Annotated in this window: 18 protein-coding genes and 1 pseudogene; 18 read left to right on the top strand and 1 reads right to left on the bottom strand. The window is 73.7% G+C overall.

The features are described 5' to 3' along the window. Nucleotides 1-399: 399 nt before the first annotated feature. The 7 genes and pseudogenes from ssd to ACF07V_RS32815 form a co-directional block, all read left to right on the top strand. The gene (gene ssd, locus ACF07V_RS32845) at nucleotides 400-1,443 is read left to right on the top strand and encodes a septum site-determining protein Ssd (protein WP_392159459.1); all 1,044 of its coding nucleotides are present in this window, start codon (nucleotides 400-402) and stop codon (nucleotides 1,441-1,443) included. Continuing rightward, the gene (locus tag ACF07V_RS32840) at nucleotides 1,440-2,627 is read left to right on the top strand and encodes a TadA family conjugal transfer-associated ATPase (RefSeq protein WP_392159339.1); all 1,188 of its coding nucleotides are present in this window, start codon (nucleotides 1,440-1,442) and stop codon (nucleotides 2,625-2,627) included. The genes ssd and ACF07V_RS32840 overlap by 4 nt, the downstream gene beginning before the upstream one ends. Beyond that, complete coding sequence (locus ACF07V_RS32835) at nucleotides 2,624-3,502, top strand: type II secretion system F family protein (RefSeq protein WP_392159338.1); 879 nt, start codon at nucleotides 2,624-2,626, stop codon at nucleotides 3,500-3,502. The genes ACF07V_RS32840 and ACF07V_RS32835 overlap by 4 nt, the downstream gene beginning before the upstream one ends. After that, complete coding sequence (locus ACF07V_RS32830) at nucleotides 3,499-4,266, top strand: type II secretion system F family protein (RefSeq protein WP_392159337.1); 768 nt, start codon at nucleotides 3,499-3,501, stop codon at nucleotides 4,264-4,266. Before ACF07V_RS32835 ends, ACF07V_RS32830 begins: the two co-directional genes overlap by 4 nt. Before the next feature lie 50 nt (nucleotides 4,267-4,316). Beyond that, nucleotides 4,317-4,580 (top strand): DUF4244 domain-containing protein, encoded by a 264-nt coding sequence (locus ACF07V_RS32825; protein ID WP_392159336.1) that lies wholly within the window; start codon nucleotides 4,317-4,319, stop codon nucleotides 4,578-4,580. Continuing rightward, nucleotides 4,567-4,923 carry a TadE family type IV pilus minor pilin gene (locus ACF07V_RS32820; RefSeq protein ID WP_392159335.1) on the top strand — a complete coding sequence of 119 codons (357 nt, stop codon included), beginning with the start codon at nucleotides 4,567-4,569 and terminating at the stop codon, nucleotides 4,921-4,923. The genes ACF07V_RS32825 and ACF07V_RS32820 overlap by 14 nt, the downstream gene beginning before the upstream one ends. Next, a pseudogene (locus ACF07V_RS32815) lies at nucleotides 4,812-5,243 on the top strand (Rv3654c family TadE-like protein); the annotation flags it as partial. The gene ACF07V_RS32820 and the pseudogene ACF07V_RS32815, both read left to right, overlap by 112 nt. A 40-nt stretch (nucleotides 5,244-5,283) precedes the next feature. Here ACF07V_RS32815 and ACF07V_RS32810 read toward each other — a convergent pair. Beyond that, nucleotides 5,284-8,070, bottom strand: coding sequence for a DEAD/DEAH box helicase (locus ACF07V_RS32810; RefSeq protein ID WP_392159334.1), 2,787 nt, complete (start codon nucleotides 8,068-8,070; stop codon nucleotides 5,284-5,286). 80 nt (nucleotides 8,071-8,150) lie between these two features. On the opposite strand from ACF07V_RS32810, the gene ACF07V_RS32805 reads away from it, so the two are divergent. The 11 genes from ACF07V_RS32805 (at nucleotide 8,151) to topA (ending at nucleotide 21,509) form a co-directional block, all read left to right on the top strand. After that, complete coding sequence (locus tag ACF07V_RS32805; protein ID WP_015034520.1) at nucleotides 8,151-8,504, top strand: STAS domain-containing protein; 354 nt, start codon at nucleotides 8,151-8,153, stop codon at nucleotides 8,502-8,504. 15 nt (nucleotides 8,505-8,519) lie between these two features. Next, a complete protein-coding gene (locus tag ACF07V_RS32800; protein WP_392159333.1) occupies nucleotides 8,520-8,978 on the top strand; it encodes an ATP-binding protein in 459 nt (152 codons plus the stop codon). Between the two features lie 211 nt (nucleotides 8,979-9,189). After that, entirely contained in the window at nucleotides 9,190-11,514 is a 2,325-nt protein-coding gene (locus ACF07V_RS32795; protein ID WP_392159332.1) for a sodium-translocating pyrophosphatase, read from the top strand. 151 nt (nucleotides 11,515-11,665) lie between these two features. Further along, complete coding sequence (locus ACF07V_RS32790) at nucleotides 11,666-12,346, top strand: small secreted protein (protein ID WP_392159331.1); 681 nt, start codon at nucleotides 11,666-11,668, stop codon at nucleotides 12,344-12,346. Nucleotides 12,347-12,443: 97 nt separating this feature from the next. Continuing rightward, nucleotides 12,444-14,009 (top strand): methyltransferase, encoded by a 1,566-nt coding sequence (locus tag ACF07V_RS32785; RefSeq protein ID WP_392159330.1) that lies wholly within the window; start codon nucleotides 12,444-12,446, stop codon nucleotides 14,007-14,009. Further along, on the top strand, nucleotides 14,006-15,010 hold the full coding sequence (locus ACF07V_RS32780; RefSeq protein ID WP_392159329.1) for an ArsR/SmtB family transcription factor: 1,005 nt from the start codon (nucleotides 14,006-14,008) through the stop codon (nucleotides 15,008-15,010). The genes ACF07V_RS32785 and ACF07V_RS32780 overlap by 4 nt, the downstream gene beginning before the upstream one ends. A gap of 192 nt (nucleotides 15,011-15,202) precedes the next feature. Then, a complete protein-coding gene (locus ACF07V_RS32775; protein ID WP_392159328.1) occupies nucleotides 15,203-16,258 on the top strand; it encodes an ATP-binding cassette domain-containing protein in 1,056 nt (351 codons plus the stop codon). Beyond that, the gene (locus tag ACF07V_RS32770) at nucleotides 16,255-17,040 is read left to right on the top strand and encodes an ABC transporter permease (RefSeq protein WP_392159327.1); all 786 of its coding nucleotides are present in this window, start codon (nucleotides 16,255-16,257) and stop codon (nucleotides 17,038-17,040) included. Before ACF07V_RS32775 ends, ACF07V_RS32770 begins: the two co-directional genes overlap by 4 nt. A gap of 14 nt (nucleotides 17,041-17,054) precedes the next feature. Then, nucleotides 17,055-17,873, top strand: a complete 819-nt coding sequence (locus ACF07V_RS32765) for an ABC transporter permease (RefSeq protein ID WP_392159326.1) — start codon at nucleotides 17,055-17,057, stop codon at nucleotides 17,871-17,873. Nucleotides 17,874-18,195: 322 nt separating this feature from the next. Beyond that, on the top strand, nucleotides 18,196-18,393 hold the full coding sequence (locus tag ACF07V_RS32760) for a hypothetical protein (protein WP_392159325.1): 198 nt from the start codon (nucleotides 18,196-18,198) through the stop codon (nucleotides 18,391-18,393). Between the two features lie 260 nt (nucleotides 18,394-18,653). Beyond that, on the top strand, nucleotides 18,654-21,509 hold the full coding sequence (topA, locus tag ACF07V_RS32755; RefSeq protein ID WP_392159324.1) for a type I DNA topoisomerase: 2,856 nt from the start codon (nucleotides 18,654-18,656) through the stop codon (nucleotides 21,507-21,509). Nucleotides 21,510-21,675 lie beyond the last annotated feature (166 nt).

The following is a 21,675-nucleotide window of genomic DNA, read 5'->3' as shown; positions in this document are numbered from 1 at the left end:
CGCCATCGTTTGCTCCCTTCCTTCCGTTCTTCGGCCGTGAGTCGACCGGGGCCCCGCCCGGCCCTCGATCCATCACTCACGGTAATCATCAGGCTGCGTTCCGGACAGTCCCCGGAGGGGTGGCGAAGTTATTCACAGCCCCTCGCTTATCCACAGTTTTTCGGCAAGATCGGCACGATTTCCTGGACGGCCCCACGGTGATTCCTGTCGCGAAGTTCGCGGACGGCAGGAATCACGAGAGGGGAGTGCGTCGTGGAGACATCCAGGACTTCCCGGGTCAGGGGTACGGGACGCGGTTCGGGGCCGCGGGGGCGGGATCCGTGGGGGCCGGAGTCGCGGGGAGCGGGATCGCCGGGAGCGGACGGACCGGCGGCGGAAGGGCCGCGCCGGGCGGGGCCGCTGATCGTCACCGAGGACCTCGGTCTGCTCGACGACCTCCTGCGGCTGTGCGCCGCCGCCGGGGTCGAGCCCGAGGTGCACCACCGGGTGCCGGAGCGGCGGGCGAGCTGGACCGACCCGCCGCTCGTCCTGGTCGGCGACGACGCCGCGGCCCGCTGCCGGGGAGCCGTGCGTCGGCCGGGGACCCTCCTCGTCGGCCGTGACCAGGACGATCCGGGGCTGTGGCGGCTGGCGGTGGAGATCGGTGCGGAGTGCGTGCTGAGCCTGCCGGGCGCCGAGAGCCTCCTCGTCGACCGTCTCGCGGACGCGGCCGAGGGGGCGGGCAGGCCGGCGCTGACCGTCGGCGTCGTCGGCGGCCGGGGCGGCGCGGGTGCCTCCACCCTGGCCTGCGGCCTCGCGCTGGCCGCCGCGAGGGCCGGGCGCCGCACGCTGCTCGTCGACGGCGACCCGCTGGGCGGAGGGCTCGACGTGTTGCTCGGCGGCGAGCGCGAGGAGGGCAGACGCTGGCCCGACTTCGCCGCTTCGAAGGGCCGTCTGGCCGGCGGCGCCCTGGAGGAGTCCCTGCCGTCGGTGCGCGGGGTACGGGTGCTCAGCTGGGGCAGGGACGCGGCTGCTCCGGTGCCGCCCGAGGCCGTGCGGTCCGTGCTCGCCGCCGCGCGGCGTCGGGGCGGGGCCGTCGTGGTCGATCTGCCGCGCGGGACCGACCCGTCGGTCATGGAGGCGCTGGCCCAGCTGGACCTCGGGCTGCTCGTCGTCCCCGCGGAGTTGAGGGCCGTCGCGGCCGCCCACCGGATGGTCGCGGCGATCGGACCTGCCGTCCGCGACCTGCGGGCCGTGGTCCGCGGACCGTACGCGGTGGGGCTCGACGAGCGATGGGTCGCCGACGCGCTCCGACTGCCGCTCGCCGGTGAACTCCCTTACGACCCGGGGATCGTGGTCGACCAGGACGCGGGAGTACCGCCCGGCGCCGAGCCCCGCGGGCCCCTCGGCCGGTTCTGCACCGCCTTCTGGGAGCACGCTCTCCTGCCCGGAGGTGCGGGATGACCGGGGCAGGGTCGGTGGCCCGGGGCGCGGGTGGCGGCACGGGGCTCCTCGACGCCGTGCGGCAGCGGCTCGCGGCGAGCGGGGCCGAGCCCACCCCGGCGCGCGTGGCGGCGGCGCTGAGGGCCCAGGGGAGGCTGCTCGGGGACGTGGAAGTGCTCGGCGCGGCCGAGGAGCTGAGGTGCGAGCTGATCGGCACCGGCCCGCTGGAGCGGCTCCTCGCCGATCCGCAGGTCACCGACGTCCTGGTCTCCGCACCCGACCGGGTGTGGGTGGACCGGGGCACCGGTCTCGAACGGGCTCCGGTGTCCTTCCCCGACGCAGCCGCCGTCCGCCGCCTCGCGCAACGGCTCGCGGCGGTGGCCGGGCGCAGGCTGGACGACGCCCGGCCCTGGGTCGACGCGCGGCTCCCCGACGGCACCCGGATGCACGCGGTGCTGCCACCGGTCGCGGTCGGCTCGACCTGCCTGTCCCTGCGGGTGGTCCGCCCCCGCGCCTTCTCCCTCGAGGAGCTGGTCGCGGCGGGCACCGTGCCACCGGGCGGCGCCCCGATCCTGAAGGCCCTGATCGACGCGCGTGTGTCCTACCTCGTCAGCGGCGGCACGGGGACGGGCAAGACCACGCTCCTCGCCTCGCTCCTGGGACTCGTGGGGGAGCGGGAGCGGATCGTGCTCGCCGAGGACTCGGCGGAGCTGCGGCCCGACCACCCGCACGTGGTGCGTCTGGAGGCGCGGCCCGCGAACCAGGAGGGCGCCGGGCTCGTCACCCTGCGGGACCTGGTCCGACAGGCGCTGCGGATGCGCCCCGACCGGCTGGTGGTCGGCGAGGTCAGAGGCGGTGAGGCGGTCGATCTGCTCGCCGCCCTCAACACGGGACACGAAGGCGGCTGCGGGACGGTGCATGCCAACACGGCGGCGGATGTTCCGGCACGGCTCGAAGCCCTGGGGACGGCGGCCGGGCTCGACCGGGCCGCCCTGCACAGCCAGCTGGGCGCGGGTCTTTCGGTCGTGCTGCACCTCGTACGGGACCGGGACGGGCGGCGGCGGATCGCCGAGGCGCACGTCCTGGAGCGGGACCGGGACGGTCTGGTCCGGACGGTGCCGGCTCTGCGGTGGGGCGCGGGCGGGTTCGAGCGGGAGCGGGGTTGGGAGCGGCTGAGCTCGCTGATCGGAGGGGGATCGCGGTGACGGTGGAACTGGTGCCGGTGCGGGGCGCGGCACACGGCGCGGCGGCGCTCTGCGCGGTGCTCGCCCTGTGGTGGGCGGTCGAGCGGCGGCGCGGTGGGGGCCGGGCGAGGGCGGTGCTCGCGGGCGGGGTCCCCGAGGCGGCCGAGGGCCGGGAATGGCCTGCGGTGGCCGCGCGATGGTGGGCGGCGCTGCGGGGGCGGCGTGCGTGGCTGTGCCTGCCCGTGGCGGGAGTCGTCGCCCTCCTCGGCGAGTCACCGCTGCCGCTGGTCGCCGGGGCGGTCGCGGTGCCCCTGGTGGGGCGGCGGCTGCGGGCCGCCGGGCGCCGGAAGGAACGGGAGGCGCGGGCCGAGCGGGTGGTGGCCCTGTGCGCGGCGGTCGTCGGCGAGTTGAGGGCCGGATGGCAGCCCGCGCAGGCCCTGTCCTTCGCGGCCCGGGAGACGGGCGCGCTCGGCGAGGCGGAGGCCCCGGTCCTCGCGGCGGCCCGGTTCGGCGGGGACGTGCCGGAGGCGCTGCGGTGGGCGGCCCGGCAGGACGGTGCCGACGGGCTCGCCGGCATGGCGGCCTGCTGGCAGGTGGCCGTGGACGGCGGCGCGGGCCTGGCCGCCGGGCTGGACCGGCTGGAGGCCGCCCTCCGGGACCACCTCGAGCAGCGCGACCGGCTGCGGGCCGAACTGGCCGGAGCCTGGGCCACGGTGACGGTCCTCGCGCTGCTCCCTGCGGCCGGACTCGCCCTCGGTGCCGCCCTCGGCGCCGACCCGCTGCGGGTGCTGCTGCACACGCCGGCCGGCCTGGGCTGCCTGGTCGTGGGCGGGGCGCTGGAGGCGGCCGGACTGTGGTGGGCCGCGCGGATCGTGCGGGGAGGGGAGCGGGCATGACACCGGACGTCGTTCGGGCCGCGGGCCTCCCGGCACTTGCGGTGGTCCTGTGCGCGCAGGGCGTCCTGGAGGCGTTGCGCGGGCTGCGGGCGCGCCGGACGCGGCGGCGGGCGGGAGCTCTCCTCGTGAGCCCGGAACCGCGCCCTCGGAAGGCCCGTGGCGGGCTGCCCTCGTGGGTGGGGCTCTGGCTGCCGCCCCTTGCGGGGGCCGGCATCGGCTGGGCGCTGTTCGGCGCGGTCGGCGGCCTCTGCGCCGGGGCCCTCGTGGCGGCCTGGGTGCGGCGGAGGGCCGCGAGAGGCGCCGCGCCTCCGGCCGGTGACGAGGAGACGGTGCGTCATCTGCCGCTCGCGGCCGATCTGCTGGCGGCTTGCGCCGCCTCCGGGGCCGGGCCCGGTGAGGCGGCGGAGGCGGTGGGTCGGTCACTGGGCGGTCCGCTCGGCGAGCGCCTGACCCGCACGGCCGCGGAGCTCCGGCTCGGCGGCGAACCGGCCGAGGTGTGGGGGAGGTTCGGTGCGATACCGGGCGCCGAAGGGCTGGCCCGCTGCATGGAGCGGGCCGGTTCCTCGGGAGCGCCGGCGGCGGAGGCGGTCGCCCGGCACGCGGGCGCCCTGCGCGCCGGCCGGGCCCGCGCGGCGGCGGCCGGGGCGCGCCGGGCGCAGGTGCTGATCAGCGCCCCCGTGGGGCTCTGTTTCCTGCCCGCCTTCCTGGCGGTGGGCGTGGCTCCGGTGGTGATCGGCCTGGCGACGGGGCTGCTGGACGGATGAACACGACGAGACGACGAGCAACGAACGAGAAGCGAACGAGGAGCGAGGACATGGCACAGCACGGCGAGGCAGGTCAGGACGAGACGGTACGGGACGAGGAGGCCGGCACGGCGGTCGAGAAGCGGCTGCGTGGCTGGTGGCGGGCCGGGCGGGCGGCGGCGCGCCGTGACGAGGGGATGACCACGTCGGAGTACGCGGTGGGGACGATCGCCGCGGCGGCGTTCGCCGCCGTGCTCTACAAGATCGTGACCAGCGGGGCGGTCTCGGGGGCGCTGGAGTCGGTGATTGGGAAGGCCCTCGATGCGCCGTTCTGACCGGGGCTTCGTGACCGTCGAAGCGGCGCTGGTCCTGCCCGTCCTCGCGCTGTTCACGGTGACCCTGCTCTGGGCGCTGGCCGCGGCCGCCGCGCAGATCCGGTGCGTGGACGCGGCGCGAGCGGGGGCGAGGGCGGCGGCCCGCTCCGAACCGGTGGCCTCCGCGGAGGCGGCCGCCCGGGCCGCCGCGCCCGACGGCTCCCGGGTGTCGGTGGCGAGGGAGGGCGAGCTGTGGCGGGTGACGGTGGAGGCGGCGGCCCCGGGCCCCGGCGGCATGGGGGTCACCCTCCGAGCCGACGCGGCGGCGCTCGCGGAGGACACGGTCGGCGGGGGAACGCCGTGACGGGCGCCGAGGCCCAGGGCGCCAGGGGCACGGACCGTGGGGCGGCTCGGCCGCCGGGGCGGGGTGGTGATCGTGGGGCGGCGACCGTGTGGGCTGCTTTCGCGGCGTGTGCCGTGTGCGTGGTGTTCGGGGTGGTCCTCGCGCTCGGGCAGGCGGTGGCGGCCCGGCACCGGGCCGGCGGGGCCGCGGACCTCGCCGCCCTGGCCGCCGCCGACCGGGCCCTGTGGGGCGAGGCCGAGGCGTGCGCCGCCGCCTCGCGGGTGGCCGTCGCGCAGGGCGCCGAGCTGGCGCGGTGCGCGGTTCGGGACGGGGTCTCGGAGGTGACCGCCCGGGTCGTGCGCGGCCCGTACAGGCCGGAGGTCAGGTCGCGGGCGGGCCCACCGGGCCAGGCCCCGCTGCCTGAGGGGGCTTCTGAGACGGCTCCGCTGGCTGAGGGGGCTCCTGGGACGGCTCCGCTGGCTGAGGGGGCTCCTGGGACGGCTCCGCTGGCTGAGGGGGCTCCTGAGACGGCCCCGCTACCGGCGTGGGTTCCTGAGGCGGCCGGCCCGCTTCCAGTGGGGGCTGCCGAGAGGGCCCCGCTACCGCCGTGGGTTCCTGAGGCGGCCGGCCCGCTTCCAGCGGGGGCTGCCGAGAGGGCCCCACTGCCGCCGTGGGTTCCTGAGGTGGCTGGCCCGCTTCCGCCGGGGGCTCCTGAGGCGGTTCCGGGGCCGCGCGGAGGAGTTCCGTGAGGAGGCGGACGGCTCCGCGTTTGTGGAGCGGATCGTTGCCGTTGCCGCACTTCGGGGACTGGATGCAGGAGGGGCAGCCCGCCTCGCACTCGCAGGAGGCGATGGCCTCTCGGGTGGCCGTCAGCCAGGCGCGGGCGGTGTGGAAGGCGCGCTCGGCGAAGCCCGCGCCGCCCGGGTGCCCGTCGTACACGAAGACGGTGGGCAGCAGGGTGTCGGGATGGAGCGGTACGGAGACGCCGCCGATGTCCCAGCGGTCGCAGGTGGCGAAGAGCGGCAGCATGCCGATGGAGGCGTGCTCGGCGGCGTGCAGGGCGCCGCCGAGGATCTCCGGGTTGATCCGGGCGGCGTCCAGCTGGTCCTCGGTGACCGTCCACCACACGGCCCGGGTGCGCAGGGTGCGGGGCGGCAGGTCGAGCTTGGTCTCGCCGAGCACCTCGCCGGTGATCAGGCGGCGGCGGAGGATGGAGACGACCTGGTTGGTGACCTCGACGGAGCCGTAGCAGAGGCGGCCGGCTCCCCAGGGGATCTCGGTGTCGGTTTCGAGGACGGTGATGGAGGTGGTGTCGCGGGCGGTGGTGGAGTACGGGGGGACGGCCTCCTCGACGAGGGCGACGGAGTCCTTGAGGTCGAGCTCCCGCACCAGATAGGTGCGGCCCTGGTGGAGGTGGACGGCGCCCTCGTGGACGGCGGTGTGGGAGGCGGCCTCGTCGACCGTGCCGAGGAGGCGGCCGGTGCCGGCCTCCACGATCCGGACGGGGCTGCCGCCGCCGCCCCGGATGTCGGCCAGGTCGGCGGCCCGCTCGCGGCGGGTCCAGTACCAGCCGGTGGAGCGGCGGCGCAGCAGGCCGGCGGCCTCCAGCTGGGGCATCAGGCCGGGGGCGGCCGGGCCGAAGAGGGCCAGGTCCGGTTCGGTCAGTGGGAGCTCCGCGGCGGCGGCGCACAGATGGGGGGCGAGGACGTAGGGGTTGTCGGGGTCCAGGACGGTCGTCTCGACCGGCTGCTCGAAGATCGCCTCCGGGTGGTGGACGAGGAAGGTGTCCAGCGGGTCGTCCCGGGCGACCAGGATCGCGAGGGCGCCCTCACCCGAACGGCCGGCGCGGCCCGCCTGCTGCCACAGGGAGGCCCGGGTGCCCGGGTAGCCGGCGATCACGACGGCGTCCAGGCCGGAGACGTCCACGCCCAGCTCCAGGGCGGTCGTGGCGGCCAGGCCGAGGAGTTCGCCGGAGTGCAGGGCGCGCTCCAGGGCGCGGCGCTCCTCGGGCAGGTAGCCGCCCCGGTAGGCGGCGACGCGCCGGGCGAGCGCGCGGTCGGTCTCGGCCAGCCGTTCCTGGGCGATCACCGAGATCAGCTCGGCACCGCGCCGGGAGCGGACGAAGGCGACCGAGCGGACGCCCTGCCGGGTCAGGTCGGTCAGCAGGTCCGCGGTCTCGGCCGTGGCGGTGCGGCGTACGGGCGCGCCGCGCTCGCCGTGCAGCTCGGTCAGCGGCGGCTCCCAGAGGGCGAAGACCAGCTCGCCGCGCGGGGAGGCGTCGTCGGAGACCTCGGTGACCGGCAGGCCGGTGAGGCGTCCGGCGGCCAGGGCCGGTTCGGCGGAGGTGGCGGAGGCGAGGAGGAAGACCGGTTCGGAGCCGTACCGGGCGCAGACGCGGCGCAGACGGCGCAGCACCTGGGCGACGTGGGAGCCGAAGACGCCGCGGTAGGTGTGGCACTCGTCGATCACGACGTAGCGCAGGGAGCGGAGGAAGGAGGACCACCTGGGGTGGGAGGGAAGTATGCCCATATGGAGCATGTCGGGGTTGGTCAGCACGTAGTTCGCGTACTGGCGCACCCATTCGCGCTCCTCGACCGGCGTGTCGCCGTCGTAGACGGCGGGGCGGATCCGGTTGCCGAGCGGGGCGGCCAGTTCCCGCACGGCGCGCCGCTGGTCGGCGGCGAGGGCCTTGGTGGGCGCCAGGTAGAGGGCGGTGGTGCCGCGTCCGTTCGGGGCCTCCGAGCCGTCCAGGAGGGTGCTGAGGACCGGGGCGAGGTAGGCGAGCGACTTGCCCGAGGCGGTGCCTGTGGCGATCACCACGGACTCGCCGTCCAGGGCGTGCTCGGCGGCCTCCGCCTGGTGGGCCCAGGGGTGATCGATTCCCGCCGTCTGGATCGCCGCGATCACCTCCGGACGGATGCGGTGCGGCCAGACGGCATGGCGGCCCTCCCGGGCGGGCATGTGCTCCGTATGAGTGATGCGCGCGGCCCGGCTCTCGCCCGAGGAGAGCCGGTCGAGGACCATGCCGGGAGAGGGGCGGCTGCCCGTTTCCCCGGCCGGACGACGGGGGCGGTGATTCTTGGCCATCGGCACCGAGTGTGTCACTGCCATGACGGACAATGCTTCCAAGGCGTCGTGCATGGCTGCTGGTAAGTGATTGAATGCCATCGCGGCTGGCGTTCCGTTCCTCGGCTCCGCCCCGGAGACCCGAGGGGACGATCGCCCGATAGCAAGGTGCTGGAGGATCCGTGGACCTGTCCCTGTCGACTCGCAATGTGTCCGGCGCTGGTGGTGACCGTACGGTCGTCGAGGTCGGTGGCGAGATTGATGTGTATACCGCGCCCAAGCTGCGCGAGCAGTTGGTCGAGTTGGTGAACGACGGCAGCTACCACCTGGTCGTCGACATGGAGGGCGTGGACTTCCTCGACTCCACCGGCCTCGGTGTGCTCGTCGGCGGCCTGAAGCGCGTTCGCGCGCACGAGGGCTCGCTGCGTCTGGTCTGCAACCAGGAGCGCATTCTCAAGATTTTCCGGATCACGGGTCTCACCAAGGTGTTCCCGATCCACACCTCGGTCGACGAGGCCGTCAACGCCGTCGACTGAGCCCAGGGGGTTCGCATGGCCACCGTTGAACTCCGCTTCAGTGCTCAGCCCGAGCACGTCCGCACGGCCCGTCTGGTGGCGGCCGCGGTCGCGCGCCGGGCGGGCGTGGACGAGGCGGTCCTCGACGAGGTGCGTCTCGCTGTCGGTGAGGCCTGTTCCCGCGCGGTCGGGCTGCACCGGAGCAACGACGTCACGACCCCCATCCGGGTCGTCCTGACCGAGGAGGAGAAGACGTTCTCCATCGAGGTCGGCGACGAGGTGCCGGGTGCGGGGGTGGCGGCGGCCGATGCCGCCGGTGTCCCCGGCGCGCGGGCCGCGGCCCCGGCCGAGGACTTCGACGACGCCGACGGCGAGGACGAGATGGGCCTCGCGGTGATCCGCGGGCTCGTCGACGACGTCGAGGTCAGTGCCGGCGAGGACGGCGGCACCATCCGGATGAGCTGGCCGGTGAGCTCGGCGGACGTCTTGTCCTGACCCGTACACGTACAGAGCGAAGAGGCCCCGTGGCACGGGGCCTCTTCGCTTTTGCCGGGCGTCCTCGCCCACGCAGTCCGGCGTCCTCGCCCACGCAGTCCGGCGTCCTCGCCCACGTAGTCCGGCGTTCTCGCCCGCGACGCCGGGCGTCCTCGCCCACGAATTGGTGCATCCCCGCCCGTACCGGTTCGTCTCCCTATGATCCGTCCCCATGTACCCCACATCTCTCGCCGCCGCGGTGCTCACGAGCGGGAACCGGACGATCGTGGTCGTCGTCGCGGCCGTCGCCCTCGCCGCGCTGGTCGTCGCCCGGCTCCTCGTCCGCCAGGTGCTCGCGGCCGGTGAGGGCACCGAGAAGATGAAGGAGATCGCCGCTGCCGTGCAGGAGGGCGCCAACGCCTACCTCGCGCGGCAGCTGCGGACCCTCGCCGTCTTCGCGGCCGCCGTGTTCTTCCTGCTGATGCTGCTGCCCGCAGACAGCTGGTCGCAGCGCGCAGGACGTTCCCTGTTCTTCCTGGTCGGGGCGCTCTTCTCGGCGGTCACCGGCTACATCGGCATGCGGCTCGCCGTACGGGCCAACGTGCGGGTCGCCGCCGCGGCCAGGGAGGCCACCCCGGCGCCGGGCGAACCCGAGAAGGACCTGAACGAGGTCGCCCACCGGGCCATGCGGATCGCGTTCCGCACGGGTGGGGTCGTCGGCATGTGCACGGTCGGCCTCGGCCTGCTCGGGGCCTCCTGCGTCGTCCTCGTCTATGCCGCCGACGCTCCCAAGGTCCTGGAGGGGTTCGGCCTCGGCGCCGCGCTCATCGCCATGTTCATGCGGGTGGGCGGCGGCATCTTCACCAAGGCCGCCGACGTCGGCGCCGACCTCGTCGGCAAGGTCGAGCAGGGCATCCCCGAGGACGACCCGCGCAACGCCGCCACCATCGCCGACAACGTGGGCGACAACGTCGGGGACTGCGCCGGCATGGCGGCCGACCTCTTCGAGTCGTACGCCGTGACCCTGGTCGCCGCGCTCATCCTCGGCAAGGCCGCCTTCGGCGACCACGGACTCGCGTTCCCCCTGATGGTGCCCGCGATCGGGGTGGTCACGGCCGTGATCGGCATCCTCACGGTCGCCCCGCGGCGCGCCGACCGCGGCGGGATGAGCGCGATCAACCGCGGGTTCCTGGTCTCGGCGGTGATCTCGCTGGCGTTCGTCGCCGTCGCCGCCTTCGCGTACCTGCCGTCCTCGTACGCCGAGCTCGAAGGCGTCACCGAGCCCGGCATCCGCGACCACGGCGGCGATCCGCGGGTCCTCGCCCTGGTCGCGGTCGCCGTCGGCATCGTCCTCGCCGCGCTCATCCAGCAGCTCACCGGCTACTTCACCGAGACGAGCCGGCGGCCGGTCAGGGACATCGGCAAGTCCTCGCTCACCGGCCCCGCCACCGTCGTCCTCGCGGGCGTGGCACTCGGCATGGAGTCCGCCGTCTACACCGCCCTGCTGATCGGGCTCACCGTCTACGGGGCGTTCCTGCTCGGCGGCACCTCGATCATGCTGGCGCTGTTCGCGGTGGCCCTCGCCGGGACGGGACTGCTCACCACCGTCGGCGTGATCGTCGCCATGGACACCTTCGGCCCGGTCGCCGACAACGCGCAGGGCATCGCGGAGATGTCCGGGGACGTGACCGGGGCGGGCGCGCAGGTCCTGACCGACCTCGACGCGGTCGGCAACACCACGAAGGCCATCACCAAGGGCATCGCCATCGCCACCGCCGTCCTGGCGGCCTCGGCGCTCTTCGGCTCGTACCGGGACGCCATCGCGACCGCGATCGCCGACGTCGGGGAGACCGGGAAGGACGGGGTGCTCGGCGAGGTGACGCTCTCGATGGACATCTCCCAGCCCAACAACCTCTTCGGGCTGATCCTCGGCGCCGCGGTCGTCTTCCTCTTCTCCGGGCTCGCGATCAACGCCGTGTCCCGCTCGGCCGGATCGGTCGTCTACGAGGTGCGGCGGCAGTTCCTCGAACACCCCGGGATCATGAACTTCACCGAGAAGCCGGAGTACGGGCGGGTCGTCGACATCTGCACCAAGGACGCGCTGCGCGAACTCGCCACGCCCGGACTGCTCGCCGTGATGGCCCCGATCGCGGTCGGCTTCACGCTCGGTGTCGGCCCGCTCGGCGCGTACCTCGCCGGGGCGATCGGGGCGGGTGCGCTGATGGCGGTCTTCCTCGCCAACTCCGGTGGCGCCTGGGACAACGCGAAGAAGCTGGTCGAGGACGGGAACCACGGCGGCAAGGGCAGCGACGCGCACGCGGCGACCGTCATCGGGGACACGGTCGGCGACCCGTTCAAGGACACGGCGGGACCGGCGATCAACCCGCTCCTGAAGGTGATGAACCTCGTCGCGCTGCTCATCGCCCCGGCGGTGGTGCGGTTCAGCTACGGCAGCGACGCGAGCGCCGGACTGCGGGCCGCGGTCGCGGCGGTCGCGCTCCTCGTCGTGGTCGGCGCGGTCCGTGCCTCCAAGAGGCGTCCGGTGACCGTCTCCTGACGTGGCGTCCGTCTCATTTGCCGGGTGGAAAGAGGGGTCACCCCTTGGTTCAAAAGACTGCAATAGGGGAGGAATCAGTCGTACGAAAGGTGGAAGTAGCCCGTTCGGCGTGTATGTTCCGGGGCCGAGAGCCTTGGAAGGGACCGATCCGTTGAACAAGAAGCTTGCGGCCGCACTGTCCGGCGGCGCGGTACTGGTGCTCGCGCTGTCCGGTTGCAGCAGTGACGAGGGCGACAAGGTGGGTGACTGGGCGAAGACCTTCTGCGACCAGGCGAAGCCCCAGATCCAGAAGCGGGCCGACGCCCACCAGATCATCATCTCGACCGCCGCCGACAGCAAGCCGGCCGAGATCCAGGCCGCCGACTCGAAGGCGTTCCAGGACATCGCGAACGCCGACCGCGCCCTCGCCAAGGCCGTCGAGGCCGCCGGGGCGCCGCCCGTCGAGAACGGCGAGAAGATCCAGCAGGACGCGATCAAGGAGCTCAACGCCACCGCGGTGGCCTACGAGGGGCTCAAGAAGCAGGTCGACGCGCTGGACCCGACGAACCAGCAGAAGTTCGCGGACGGCCTCCAGAACGTCGCCGACGGCCTCACCAAGATCGAGAAGATGGACCAGAACGCCCTGTCGAAGCTGGAGGAGGGCGAGCTGGGCCAGGCGATGGCCAAGCAGCCCGGCTGCCAGAAGCCCACGGCCTCGGTCCCGCCGAAGACCACCGCCTCCCCGAACGCCGGGTCCACCTCCGATTCCGACTCGGACTCCGGTGCCACGAAGCCGACCGAGAAGGCGTCCGCCACGCCGACCAAGAAGGCCACGGCCGGCAAGAGCGAGTAGCAGACCCGAGGGCCGTTCGGCCCGGCGGTGGCGGCGATCGGCCGCACGCCGCCGGGTCGGCCGCCCGGATGTCGGTGGCGCCCGTCACAATGGAGCGGTGAGTACGACCCTGCCTTCCCGCCTCCCGGTGCCCGCGCACGCCACCCGTCTGCGCGAGGCACTGCTCGCCGCCGACTTCACCGCCGACGGCCTGCTCGACCTGCTCGGCGCCCCGGCGTACGCGGCGCTCGCCCGCAGCGAGACCGTGCCCGCCCTGCGCGCCACCCGCGGCGGCTCCCCGCTGGAGACCCTCGTCCGGCTCTTCCTGCTCCAGGAGCCCGTCGCCGCCGACCTGGCCGCCGCCGCGCTCCCGCTCGACGAGGCCCTCGACGACGGCTGGGTGGTCCGCGAGGACGACACCGTGCTCGCCACGGTCGACGTCCGGCCGTACGGCGGACCCGACGGCGAGGACTGGTTCATCGTCTCCGACCTGGGCTGCGCGGTCGGCGGGGCGGGAGGTATCGGCAAGAAGGACGAAGGAGTCGTCCTCGGCGTCGGCGGCGCCTCCACCACCCTCGCCGGCATCACGGTCCGTACGCCGGTCTCCTCCGCGCTCGACCTCGGCACGGGCTCCGGCATCCAGGCACTGCACGCCGCCCAGCACGCCACCCTGGTCACCGCCACCGACCTCAACCCGCGCGCCCTGGACTTCACCCGGCTCACCCTCGCCCTCTCCGGGGCCCGGGAGGCCGAGCTGCTGACCGGTTCGCTCTTCGAGCCCGTCGACGGCGACACGTACGACCTGATCGTCTCCAACCCGCCGTTCGTGATCTCCCCCGGCGCCGGACTCACCTACCGGGACGGCGGGATGAGCGGCGACGACCTGTGCCGCACGCTCGTGCAGCAGGCCGGGGAGCGGCTCAACGACGGCGGGTACGCCCAGTTCCTCGCCAACTGGCAGCACGTCGAGGGCGAGGAGTGGCAGGAGCGGCTGCGGTCCTGGGTGCCGCGCGGCTGCGACGCGTGGATCGTGCAGCGCGAGGTCCAGGACATCACCCAGTACACCGAGCTGTGGCTGCGCGACAGCGGCGACCACCGCGGCGACCCGGACGCCTACCGGGCGGCGTACGACCGCTGGCTCGACGAGTTCGAGGCGAGCAAGACCCGCGCGATCGGCTTCGGCTGGATCACCGTCCGGCGGAACGAGGCCGTGGCCTCGGGCGCGGTCGAGCCCTCGATCGTCGTCGAGGAGTGGCCGCACCCCGTCGAGCAGCCCCTCGGCCCCACCGTCCGCGCCCACTTCGAGCGCCAGGACTACCTGCGTCACCACGACGACGCCGGGCTCCTCTCCGACCGCTTCACCCTCGCGCCCGAGGTGGTGCAGGAGCAGGTCGGACTGCCGGGCGCCGAGGACCCCGAGCACGTGGTGCTCCGGCAGAACCGGGGCATGCGCCGCGCCACCAAGGTCGACCACGTCGGCGCCGGGTTCGCCGGCGTCTGCGACGGCACGCTCAGCGCGGGCCGCATCCTCGACGCCATCGGGCAGCTCATGGGCGAGGACCCGGTCATGCTGCGGGACCGCACCCCGCAGGCCATCCGGCTCCTCGTCGAGGAGGGCTTCCTGATCCCCGACTCCCTGCTGCCGGGCACGGAGCCGTCCGCGACCGGAGGGAGCGGCGCTTGATACGCATCGAGCTGGACGAGGCCTCGCTCGGGGCGACCCGGATCGCGATCAGCCCGCTCCGCGACGCGTTCTGCGCGATGCACCTCGCGCTGCCCCACCGCCACCCCTCCTGGCCGTACCAGGCCTGGGTCGGGCAGGCGCGCGAGGTGTGGCGCGAGGACGACCGGCTCCGCCCGCTGTGGGAGCTGTTCGGGGTGGGCCGGCGCGAGACCTCCGACTTCCTGCTGCCCCGGCCGTTCGGCACGGTCCACGTCCACGAGGAGCTCGCCGCGCTGCGGGGCACCTCCCCGGAGTTCGTCCGCGAACAGGCGGCCGTCTGCTACCCCGGCATGGAGGACGCGCCCTTCCTGCAGCCGTACCTGAAGGACCCGGAGGCCGCCTGCGCGGCGCTCGCCGACGCGTACGCCGCCTACTGGGAGGGCGCGATCGAGCCGTACTGGCCGACGATGCGCCGGCTCGTCGAGGACGAAGTCCTCGTCCGGGCCAGGACGTTCGCGACGGAGGGCGTCGACGCGCTGTTCGCGGGCCTGGAGGCCCGGGGCACCTGGCAGCCGCCCGTACTCGAACTGACCAAGTACATCGACGTCGAGTACGCGCCCGGGGAGCGGCGGCTCGTCCTCGTGCCGCTGGTCTTCGCCGAGGGCTGCCGGCTGTACTCCACGGACGATCCCGAGGTCTTCGCGCTCAGCTTCCAGGCCCGGGGCGCCGCCGCCCTGCGCGAACCGGCCGAGCCTGTCGCCGAGGACCGCCTCGGGCTGATGCTCGGCCGGGGCCGGGCGGCCGTCCTGCGCGAGCTGGGCGGGCCCCTGACCACGGCCGGACTCGCCGACCGGCTCGGCCTCGCACCCAGCACGGTCTCCGAGCACCTGTCGGTCCTCTCCGAGGCCGGGGTCGTGACCCGCCACCGCGTCGGACGATCGGTGTACTACCAGCTCACGGACACGGGCCGCTCGCTGCTCGCACTGCTCGCCGGGGAGGACGTCCTCAGGGCCGTGGCCTGACGATTCGGGTGCTTTTCCGAGGCCGTGGCCCCGATGATTCGGTGCCTGTCCCGGGCTGCGGCCCGACGGTTCGGGTGCCCGTCCGAGGTCGTGGCCCGACGACGGGGGTGCCCCCTCCGAGGCCGGGCCCGACGATTCGGGGCCTCCCGAATCGATGGCCCCGCTCTGCCGCCCGCTTCTACCGTCCGCCGCATGCTCGCAATCGAGGCGGACGCGCTGCGCCGCACCTACACCAGCAGGACCGGATGGCCGCGGTCCCGGCGGACCGAGACCGAAGCCGTCCGCGGGGTCACCTTCGAGGTGGCGCCCGGAGAGCTCTTCGGCCTGCTCGGGCCCAACGGCGCCGGCAAGACCACCACCATCAAGATGCTCAACACCCTGCTGCTGCCGACCTCCGGCACGGCCCGGGTGTTCGGCCACGACGTGGCCCGCGACCCCGTCGCCGTACGCCGCAGGATCGGATACGTCTTCGGCGGCGACCGGGGCCTGTACGACCGGCTCTCCGCGCTCGACAACCTCCGCTACTTCGCCGAGCTGTACGGCGTCCCCGCCCGCGACCAGAAGCGGCGCATCGCCGAACTCCTCGACCTCGTCGGCCTGCTGGGCCGGGAGAAGGAACGCGTCGAGGGGTACTCGCGCGGCATGCGGCAGCGCCTCCACATCGCCCGCGGACTGCTCCACGGCCCCGACGTCCTCTTCCTCGACGAACCGTCCATCGGCGTCGACCCCGTCGCCGCCCGCGACCTGCGCCGCACCGTTGCCGACCTGGCCGCCGCCGGCACGACCGTCCTCCTCACCACCCACTACATGGCCGAGGCCGACGAGCTCTGCGACCGGATCGCCGTCATCGCCGGCGGCCGGATCCGCGCCCTCGGCACCCCCGACAGCCTCAAGTCCCGCGTCGGCGACCGGGACGTGCTCGACATCGAGGCGTACGGGGCGGGCGAGGAGGTCCTCGACCGGATACGACGGGTCCCCGGCGTACGGGGAGTGTCCGCAGAGGACCGGGGCACGGTCCAGACCGTGAGCGTGCAGACGGACCGCGGCGCCGAGCTGCACGCGCCCGTCCTCGCCGCCCTCGACGGTGTCCGCGTCGGACGGGTCGTCAGCCGCGAACCGTCCCTGGAGGACGCCTACATCGCGATCGTGGAGGAAGCGACGGGGTCCACCGGGGCCCCTGCGTCCACCGGGGCTCCTGCGTCCACCGAGGCTCCTGCCTCCACCGAGCCGGACGGGGTGCCCGCGTGACCCGCGTCCTTCGCCTGATCGGCGTCGGGGTCCGCACCCACGTCTCGTACATGTCGCGCTCCCCGATCGAAATCACCTTCGCCGTCCTCGTCCCCCTCGTCTACGCGACCCTCGCCGTCTACCTGTTCCGCGCCGCCGGCGACCCCGACCGGCTGCTCACCGCCTCCGTCGGCGCCGGACTCATGGGCATCTGGGGCTCGGTCCTCTTCGGCTCGGGCGGCGCGGTGCAGAACCAGCGCTGGCTCGGCACCCTGGAGACCCTCGTCGTGGCGCCGACCCCGCTCGCGCTCGTCCTCCTGCCGATCACCCTCGCGACCGCCGTCATCGGCACCTACGCGATGGGCGCGACCGTTCTGTGGGGCGTCCTTCTCTACGGCGTGCCGCTCGACTTCGCGCACCCCCTGCTCTTCCTCGTCGCCGTCCCGGTGTGCGTCCTCTCGCTCGGCATGATGGGGCTGCTTCTCGCCGCGACCTTCGTCCTGCTGCGCAACGCCAACGCCCTCGCCAACCCCCTCGACACGCCCGTCTGGCTGCTGTCCGGACTGCTCGTCCCCGTCACCGTGCTGCCCGCCTGGACCCACCCGATCTCCTGGGCGCTGCCCACCACCTGGGGCGCGCGGGCCGTGCACGCCGCGACCTCCGGCGGGCCCTCCACCGGGGAGGTCCTCACCCCGCTCCTCGTCGCCCTCGCGCTCGGCGCCGGCTACGCCCTCGTCGCCGTCCTCGTCCTCGGCCGGGTGGAGCGCCGGGCCCGCGCCGCCGCCACCCTCGCCCTCGCCTGAAAGGCCACCGTCGGATGTTCCGCTTCCGCAGCCGACTCCTCGGCTTCCGCTTCCACGCCACCTCCCGGCTGCTCGTGGTCGGCGGGGCGATCTCGTACCGCGCCCTGTTCAACTGGACGACCCCGCCCATGTTCATCGGAACACTGCTGGTCGGGCCGCTCCTCCAGGTTTTCTTCTTCGTCTTCCTGGGCAGGGAACTCGGTGTCGCCGACGACCGTTTCCATCTTGTCGGCAACGCCGTCCTCGCAGCTTCCGCCTCCTGCGTGTACGGCGGCACGATGGCCGTCGCCAACGAGCGCCGGTACGGCACCCTCGGGGCCGTCCTGCTCTCGCCCCGCCGCCGGGTTCCGCTGTGGCTCGGACGAGCTCTCCCGTACGTCCTCAACGGGCTGTTCGTCAGTGCCTTCGTGCTCACCGCCGCCGCGCTCGTCCTCGGGCTGCCCGTGCCTGCCGGGGCGCTGCCCGGGCTCGGTCTGGTGCTGCTCGTCGCGGCGGCCGCCTGTTCGGCCTTCGGGCTCGCGCTCGGGGCGCTCGGGCTGCGGTTCCGTGACGTGTTCCTGGTGTCGAACGTGGCCAGTTCGGTCCTGCTGCTGCTGACCGGCGCCGCCGTGCCGCGGGAGACGCTGCCCGAGTGGATGCGGTTCGCCGGTGAGCTGCTGCCGCTCACGCACGCGGCGGACGCGGCGCGCGGGCTGACCGCCGGCGGCGGTCTGGACGGGCGCCTGCTCGGGGCCGAGCTCGCGGTCGGCGCGGGGTGGGGGCTGCTCGCCGTCGTCCTCCTCGCCGTCTTCGAGCGCGGCAGCCGACGCCGGGCCACGCTCGACACGATGTGACGCGAGGGGAGGCGAGGCGACGCGACCCGACGCGACCCGACGCGACCCGACCCGACGCGACCCGACCCGACGCGACGCGACGCGAGGGGAAGGGGAGGGCAGGGGGGAGGGAGGGGTGAGGTGGGGTGGGGGGAGGGCCCCCGTGCGGGATGACTACCGGCCGGGGGGAGGGCCCCCGGTGCGGGATGACTACCGGCCATCTTCGTGAACCCGTGCCAGTCGGCCCACGCAGTTCACCCGGAGTTCGCGCCCCCGATGCCCGGAGGTGCCAGCCTCGGCGGCGAGAGGCGAACACCGCACGTGAACGGAACGGGGTACGGGCATGGAGAGCGGGCCGGCGATCTTCGCGGGGGCGGCGTTCACGCTGTTCGGAGGCGCGCTGCTGCTGTGGACCACCGTGCGGGCGCTGCACCGTGAGCCCGTCGCGCACGGGGTCGCCCCGCGCACCGCGGTCGCGCTGACGAGCCTCTCCGGCGTCGCCTTCCTGGCCCTCGGCGTCTGGTGCTTCGGCCGGCTCTGAATCCGGTTCCGCGTCGGCGTCGGGTCTCTTTCCGATCTCTCCGGCTCGCACCCCCGCCCCGCCCGACCGGGAGTCCGGGCGGCAGGAATGGCAGGACTCGGGTTACCGTTCGAGTGGCCGTTGCGGGCTTTTGCCGTTTGACACGGGGGCGGGTTGTACCGTCACACTCCGCAGCGACGGGAGCGTCACCGTCCGTGCCGCTGCCGTGCGTGCCAGTGCCGTACGTGCCAGAGAGTGTCGATCCGGAGAGAAGAGCGAAGTTGTCCCCGACCAGCGAGACCGCACACGGCGGCCGCCGACTCGTCATCGTCGAGTCGCCTGCCAAGGCGAAGACGATCAAGGGCTACCTCGGCCCCGGCTACGTCGTCGAGGCGAGCGTCGGGCACATCCGCGACCTGCCCTCCGGCGCCGCCGAGGTGCCGGAGAAGTACACCGGTGAGGTGCGCCGCCTCGGGGTCGACGTCGAGCACGACTTCCAGCCCATCTACGTCGTCAACGCCGACAAGAAGGCGCAGGTCAGGAAGCTCAAGGAGCTCCTCGCCGAGTCCGACGAACTCTTCCTCGCCACCGATGAGGACCGCGAGGGCGAGGCCATCGCGTGGCACCTCCAGGAAGTCCTGAAGCCCAAGGTCCCGGTCCACCGGATGGTCTTCCACGAGATCACCAAGGACGCGATCCGCGAGGCCGTCGCCAACCCGCGCGAGCTGAACCAGCGCATGGTCGACGCCCAGGAGACCCGCCGCATCCTCGACCGGCTCTACGGCTACGAGGTCTCGCCGGTCCTGTGGAAGAAGGTCATGCCGCGGCTCTCCGCCGGCCGTGTGCAGTCCGTCGCCACCCGTCTCGTCGTCGAGCGGGAGCGCGAGCGCATCGCCTTCCGTTCCGCCGAGTACTGGGACCTCACCGGCACCTTCGGCACCGGCCGCTCCGGTGACGCCTCCGACCCGTCCTCGCTGGTCGCGCGCCTCGCGTCGGTCGACGGCAAGCGCGTCGCGCAGGGCCGTGACTTCGGCGCCGACGGCGCGCTGAAGACCGCGAACGTGCTCCACCTGGACGAGGCGAACGCCCGGGCGCTCGCCGCCGCGCTCGCCGACACCGCGTTCTCGGTGCGCTCGGTCGAGTCGAAGCCGTACCGCCGCTCCCCGTACGCCCCCTTCCGGACCACCACCCTCCAGCAGGAGGCGAGCCGCAAGCTGGGCTTCGGTGCGAAGGCGACCATGCAGGTGGCGCAGAAGCTGTACGAGAACGGCTTCATCACCTACATGCGTACGGACTCCACGATCCTCTCCGACACCGCCGTCACGGCGGCGCGGGCGCAGGTCACGCAGCTGTACGGCGCTGACTACCTGCCGGAGAAGCCGCGCGTCTACGCGGGCAAGGTCAAGAACGCGCAGGAGGCGCACGAGGCGATCCGGCCTTCGGGTGATCGTTTCCGCACCCCGGCGGAGACCGGCCTCACCGGCGACCAGTTCAAGCTGTACGAGCTGATCTGGAAGCGGACCGTCGCCTCCCAGATGAAGGACGCGACCGGTAACTCGGTCACGGTGAAGATCGGCGGCCGGGCGGCCGACGGCCGTGACGCCGAGTTCAGCGCGTCCGGCAAGACGATCACCTTCCACGGCTTCATGAAGGCGTACGTGGAGGGGGCCGACGACCCGAACGCGGAGCTCGACGACCGCGAGCGGCGCCTGCCGCAGGTCGCCCAGGGCGACGCGCTGACCGCCGAGGAGATCACGGCGGACGGGCACGCGACCAAGCCGCCGGCCCGCTACACCGAGGCCTCGCTGGTCAAGGAGCTGGAAGAGCGCGAGATCGGCCGCCCGTCGACGTACGCCTCGATCATCGGCACCATCCTCGACCGCGGCTACGTCTTCAAGAAGGGCACGGCGCTCGTCCCGTCCTTCCTGAGCTTCGCCGTCGTCAACCTCCTGGAGAAGCACTTCGGGCGGCTCGTCGACTACGACTTCACCGCCAAGATGGAGGACGACCTCGACCGCATCGCGCGCGGCGAGGCCCAGGCGGTGCCGTGGCTGAAGCGTTTCTACTTCGGTGAGGGCGAGTCCGGCGGAGCGGGCGGTGCGGCGGACGCCGGGAACGGCGACGGCGACCACCTCGGCGGCCTCAAGGAGCTCGTCACCGACCTCGGCGCGATCGACGCGCGGGAGATCTCCTCCTTCCCCGTCGGCAACGGCATCGTGCTGCGCGTCGGCCGCTACGGCCCGTACGTCGAGCGCGGCGAGAAGGAGCAGGAAGGCCACCAGCGGGCCGACGTGCCCGACGACCTCGCGCCCGACGAGCTGACCGTCGAGCACGCCGAGGAGCTGCTCGCCAAGCCGAGCGGCGACTTCGAGCTGGGCACCGACCCGGTCAGCGGGAACCAGATCGTCGCCAAGGACGGCCGTTACGGCCCGTACGTGACGGAGATCCTGCCCGAGGGCACCCCGAAGACCGGCAAGAACGCGGTGAAGCCGCGCACGGCCTCCCTCTTCAAGTCGATGGCCCTCGACACCGTGACCCTGGAGGACGCGCTCCGGCTGATGTCCCTGCCGCGGGTGGTCGGCGCCGACGCCGAGGGCGTGGAGATCACCGCGCAGAACGGCCGCTACGGCCCGTACCTGAAGAAGGGCACGGACTCGCGGTCGCTGACGGACGAGGAGCAGCTCTTCACGATCACCCTCGAAGAGGCCCTCGCGATCTACGCGCAGCCGAAGCAGCGGGGCCGGGCCGCGGCCAAGCCGCCGCTGAAGGAGCTGGGCACCGACCCGGTCAGCGAGAAGCCCGTGGTCGTCAAGGACGGGCGGTTCGGCCCGTACGTGACGGACGGCGAGACCAACGCCACCCTGCGCACCGGCGACAGCGTGGAGACGATCACGCCCGAGCGCGGCTACGAGCTGCTCGCCGAGAAGCGGGCCAAGGGTCCGGCGAAGAAGGCCGCCAAGAAGGCCCCGGCGAAGAAGGCCGCGGCGAAGAAGGCCGCGGCGAAGAAGACGGCCACGAAGACGGCGGCGAAGACCACCGCCGCCAAGAAGACCGCCGCGAAGAAGACCACGACGGCGAAGACGGCCACGGCGAAGAAGACCGCTGCCAAGAAGACGGCGGCGGCCAAGCCGGAGTAGTACCCGAAGCACGCGCAGGAGGGCGGGAGCGATGCTCCCGCCCTCCTGCGTTCGGCTGCTCCAGTTCTCCTGCGTTCGGCCGCTCCGGCTCTCCTGCGTTCGGCTGCTCCCGACCTCTCGCGTTCGGCTGCTCCCGACCTCTCGCGTTCGGCGGCTCCCGCCCTCC

It is taken from the genome of Streptomyces sp. NPDC015661 (assembly GCF_043077765.1).
GTDB lineage: Bacteria > Actinomycetota > Actinomycetes > Streptomycetales > Streptomycetaceae > Streptomyces.
This window is presented reverse-complemented; position numbering and strand designations above follow the sequence as displayed.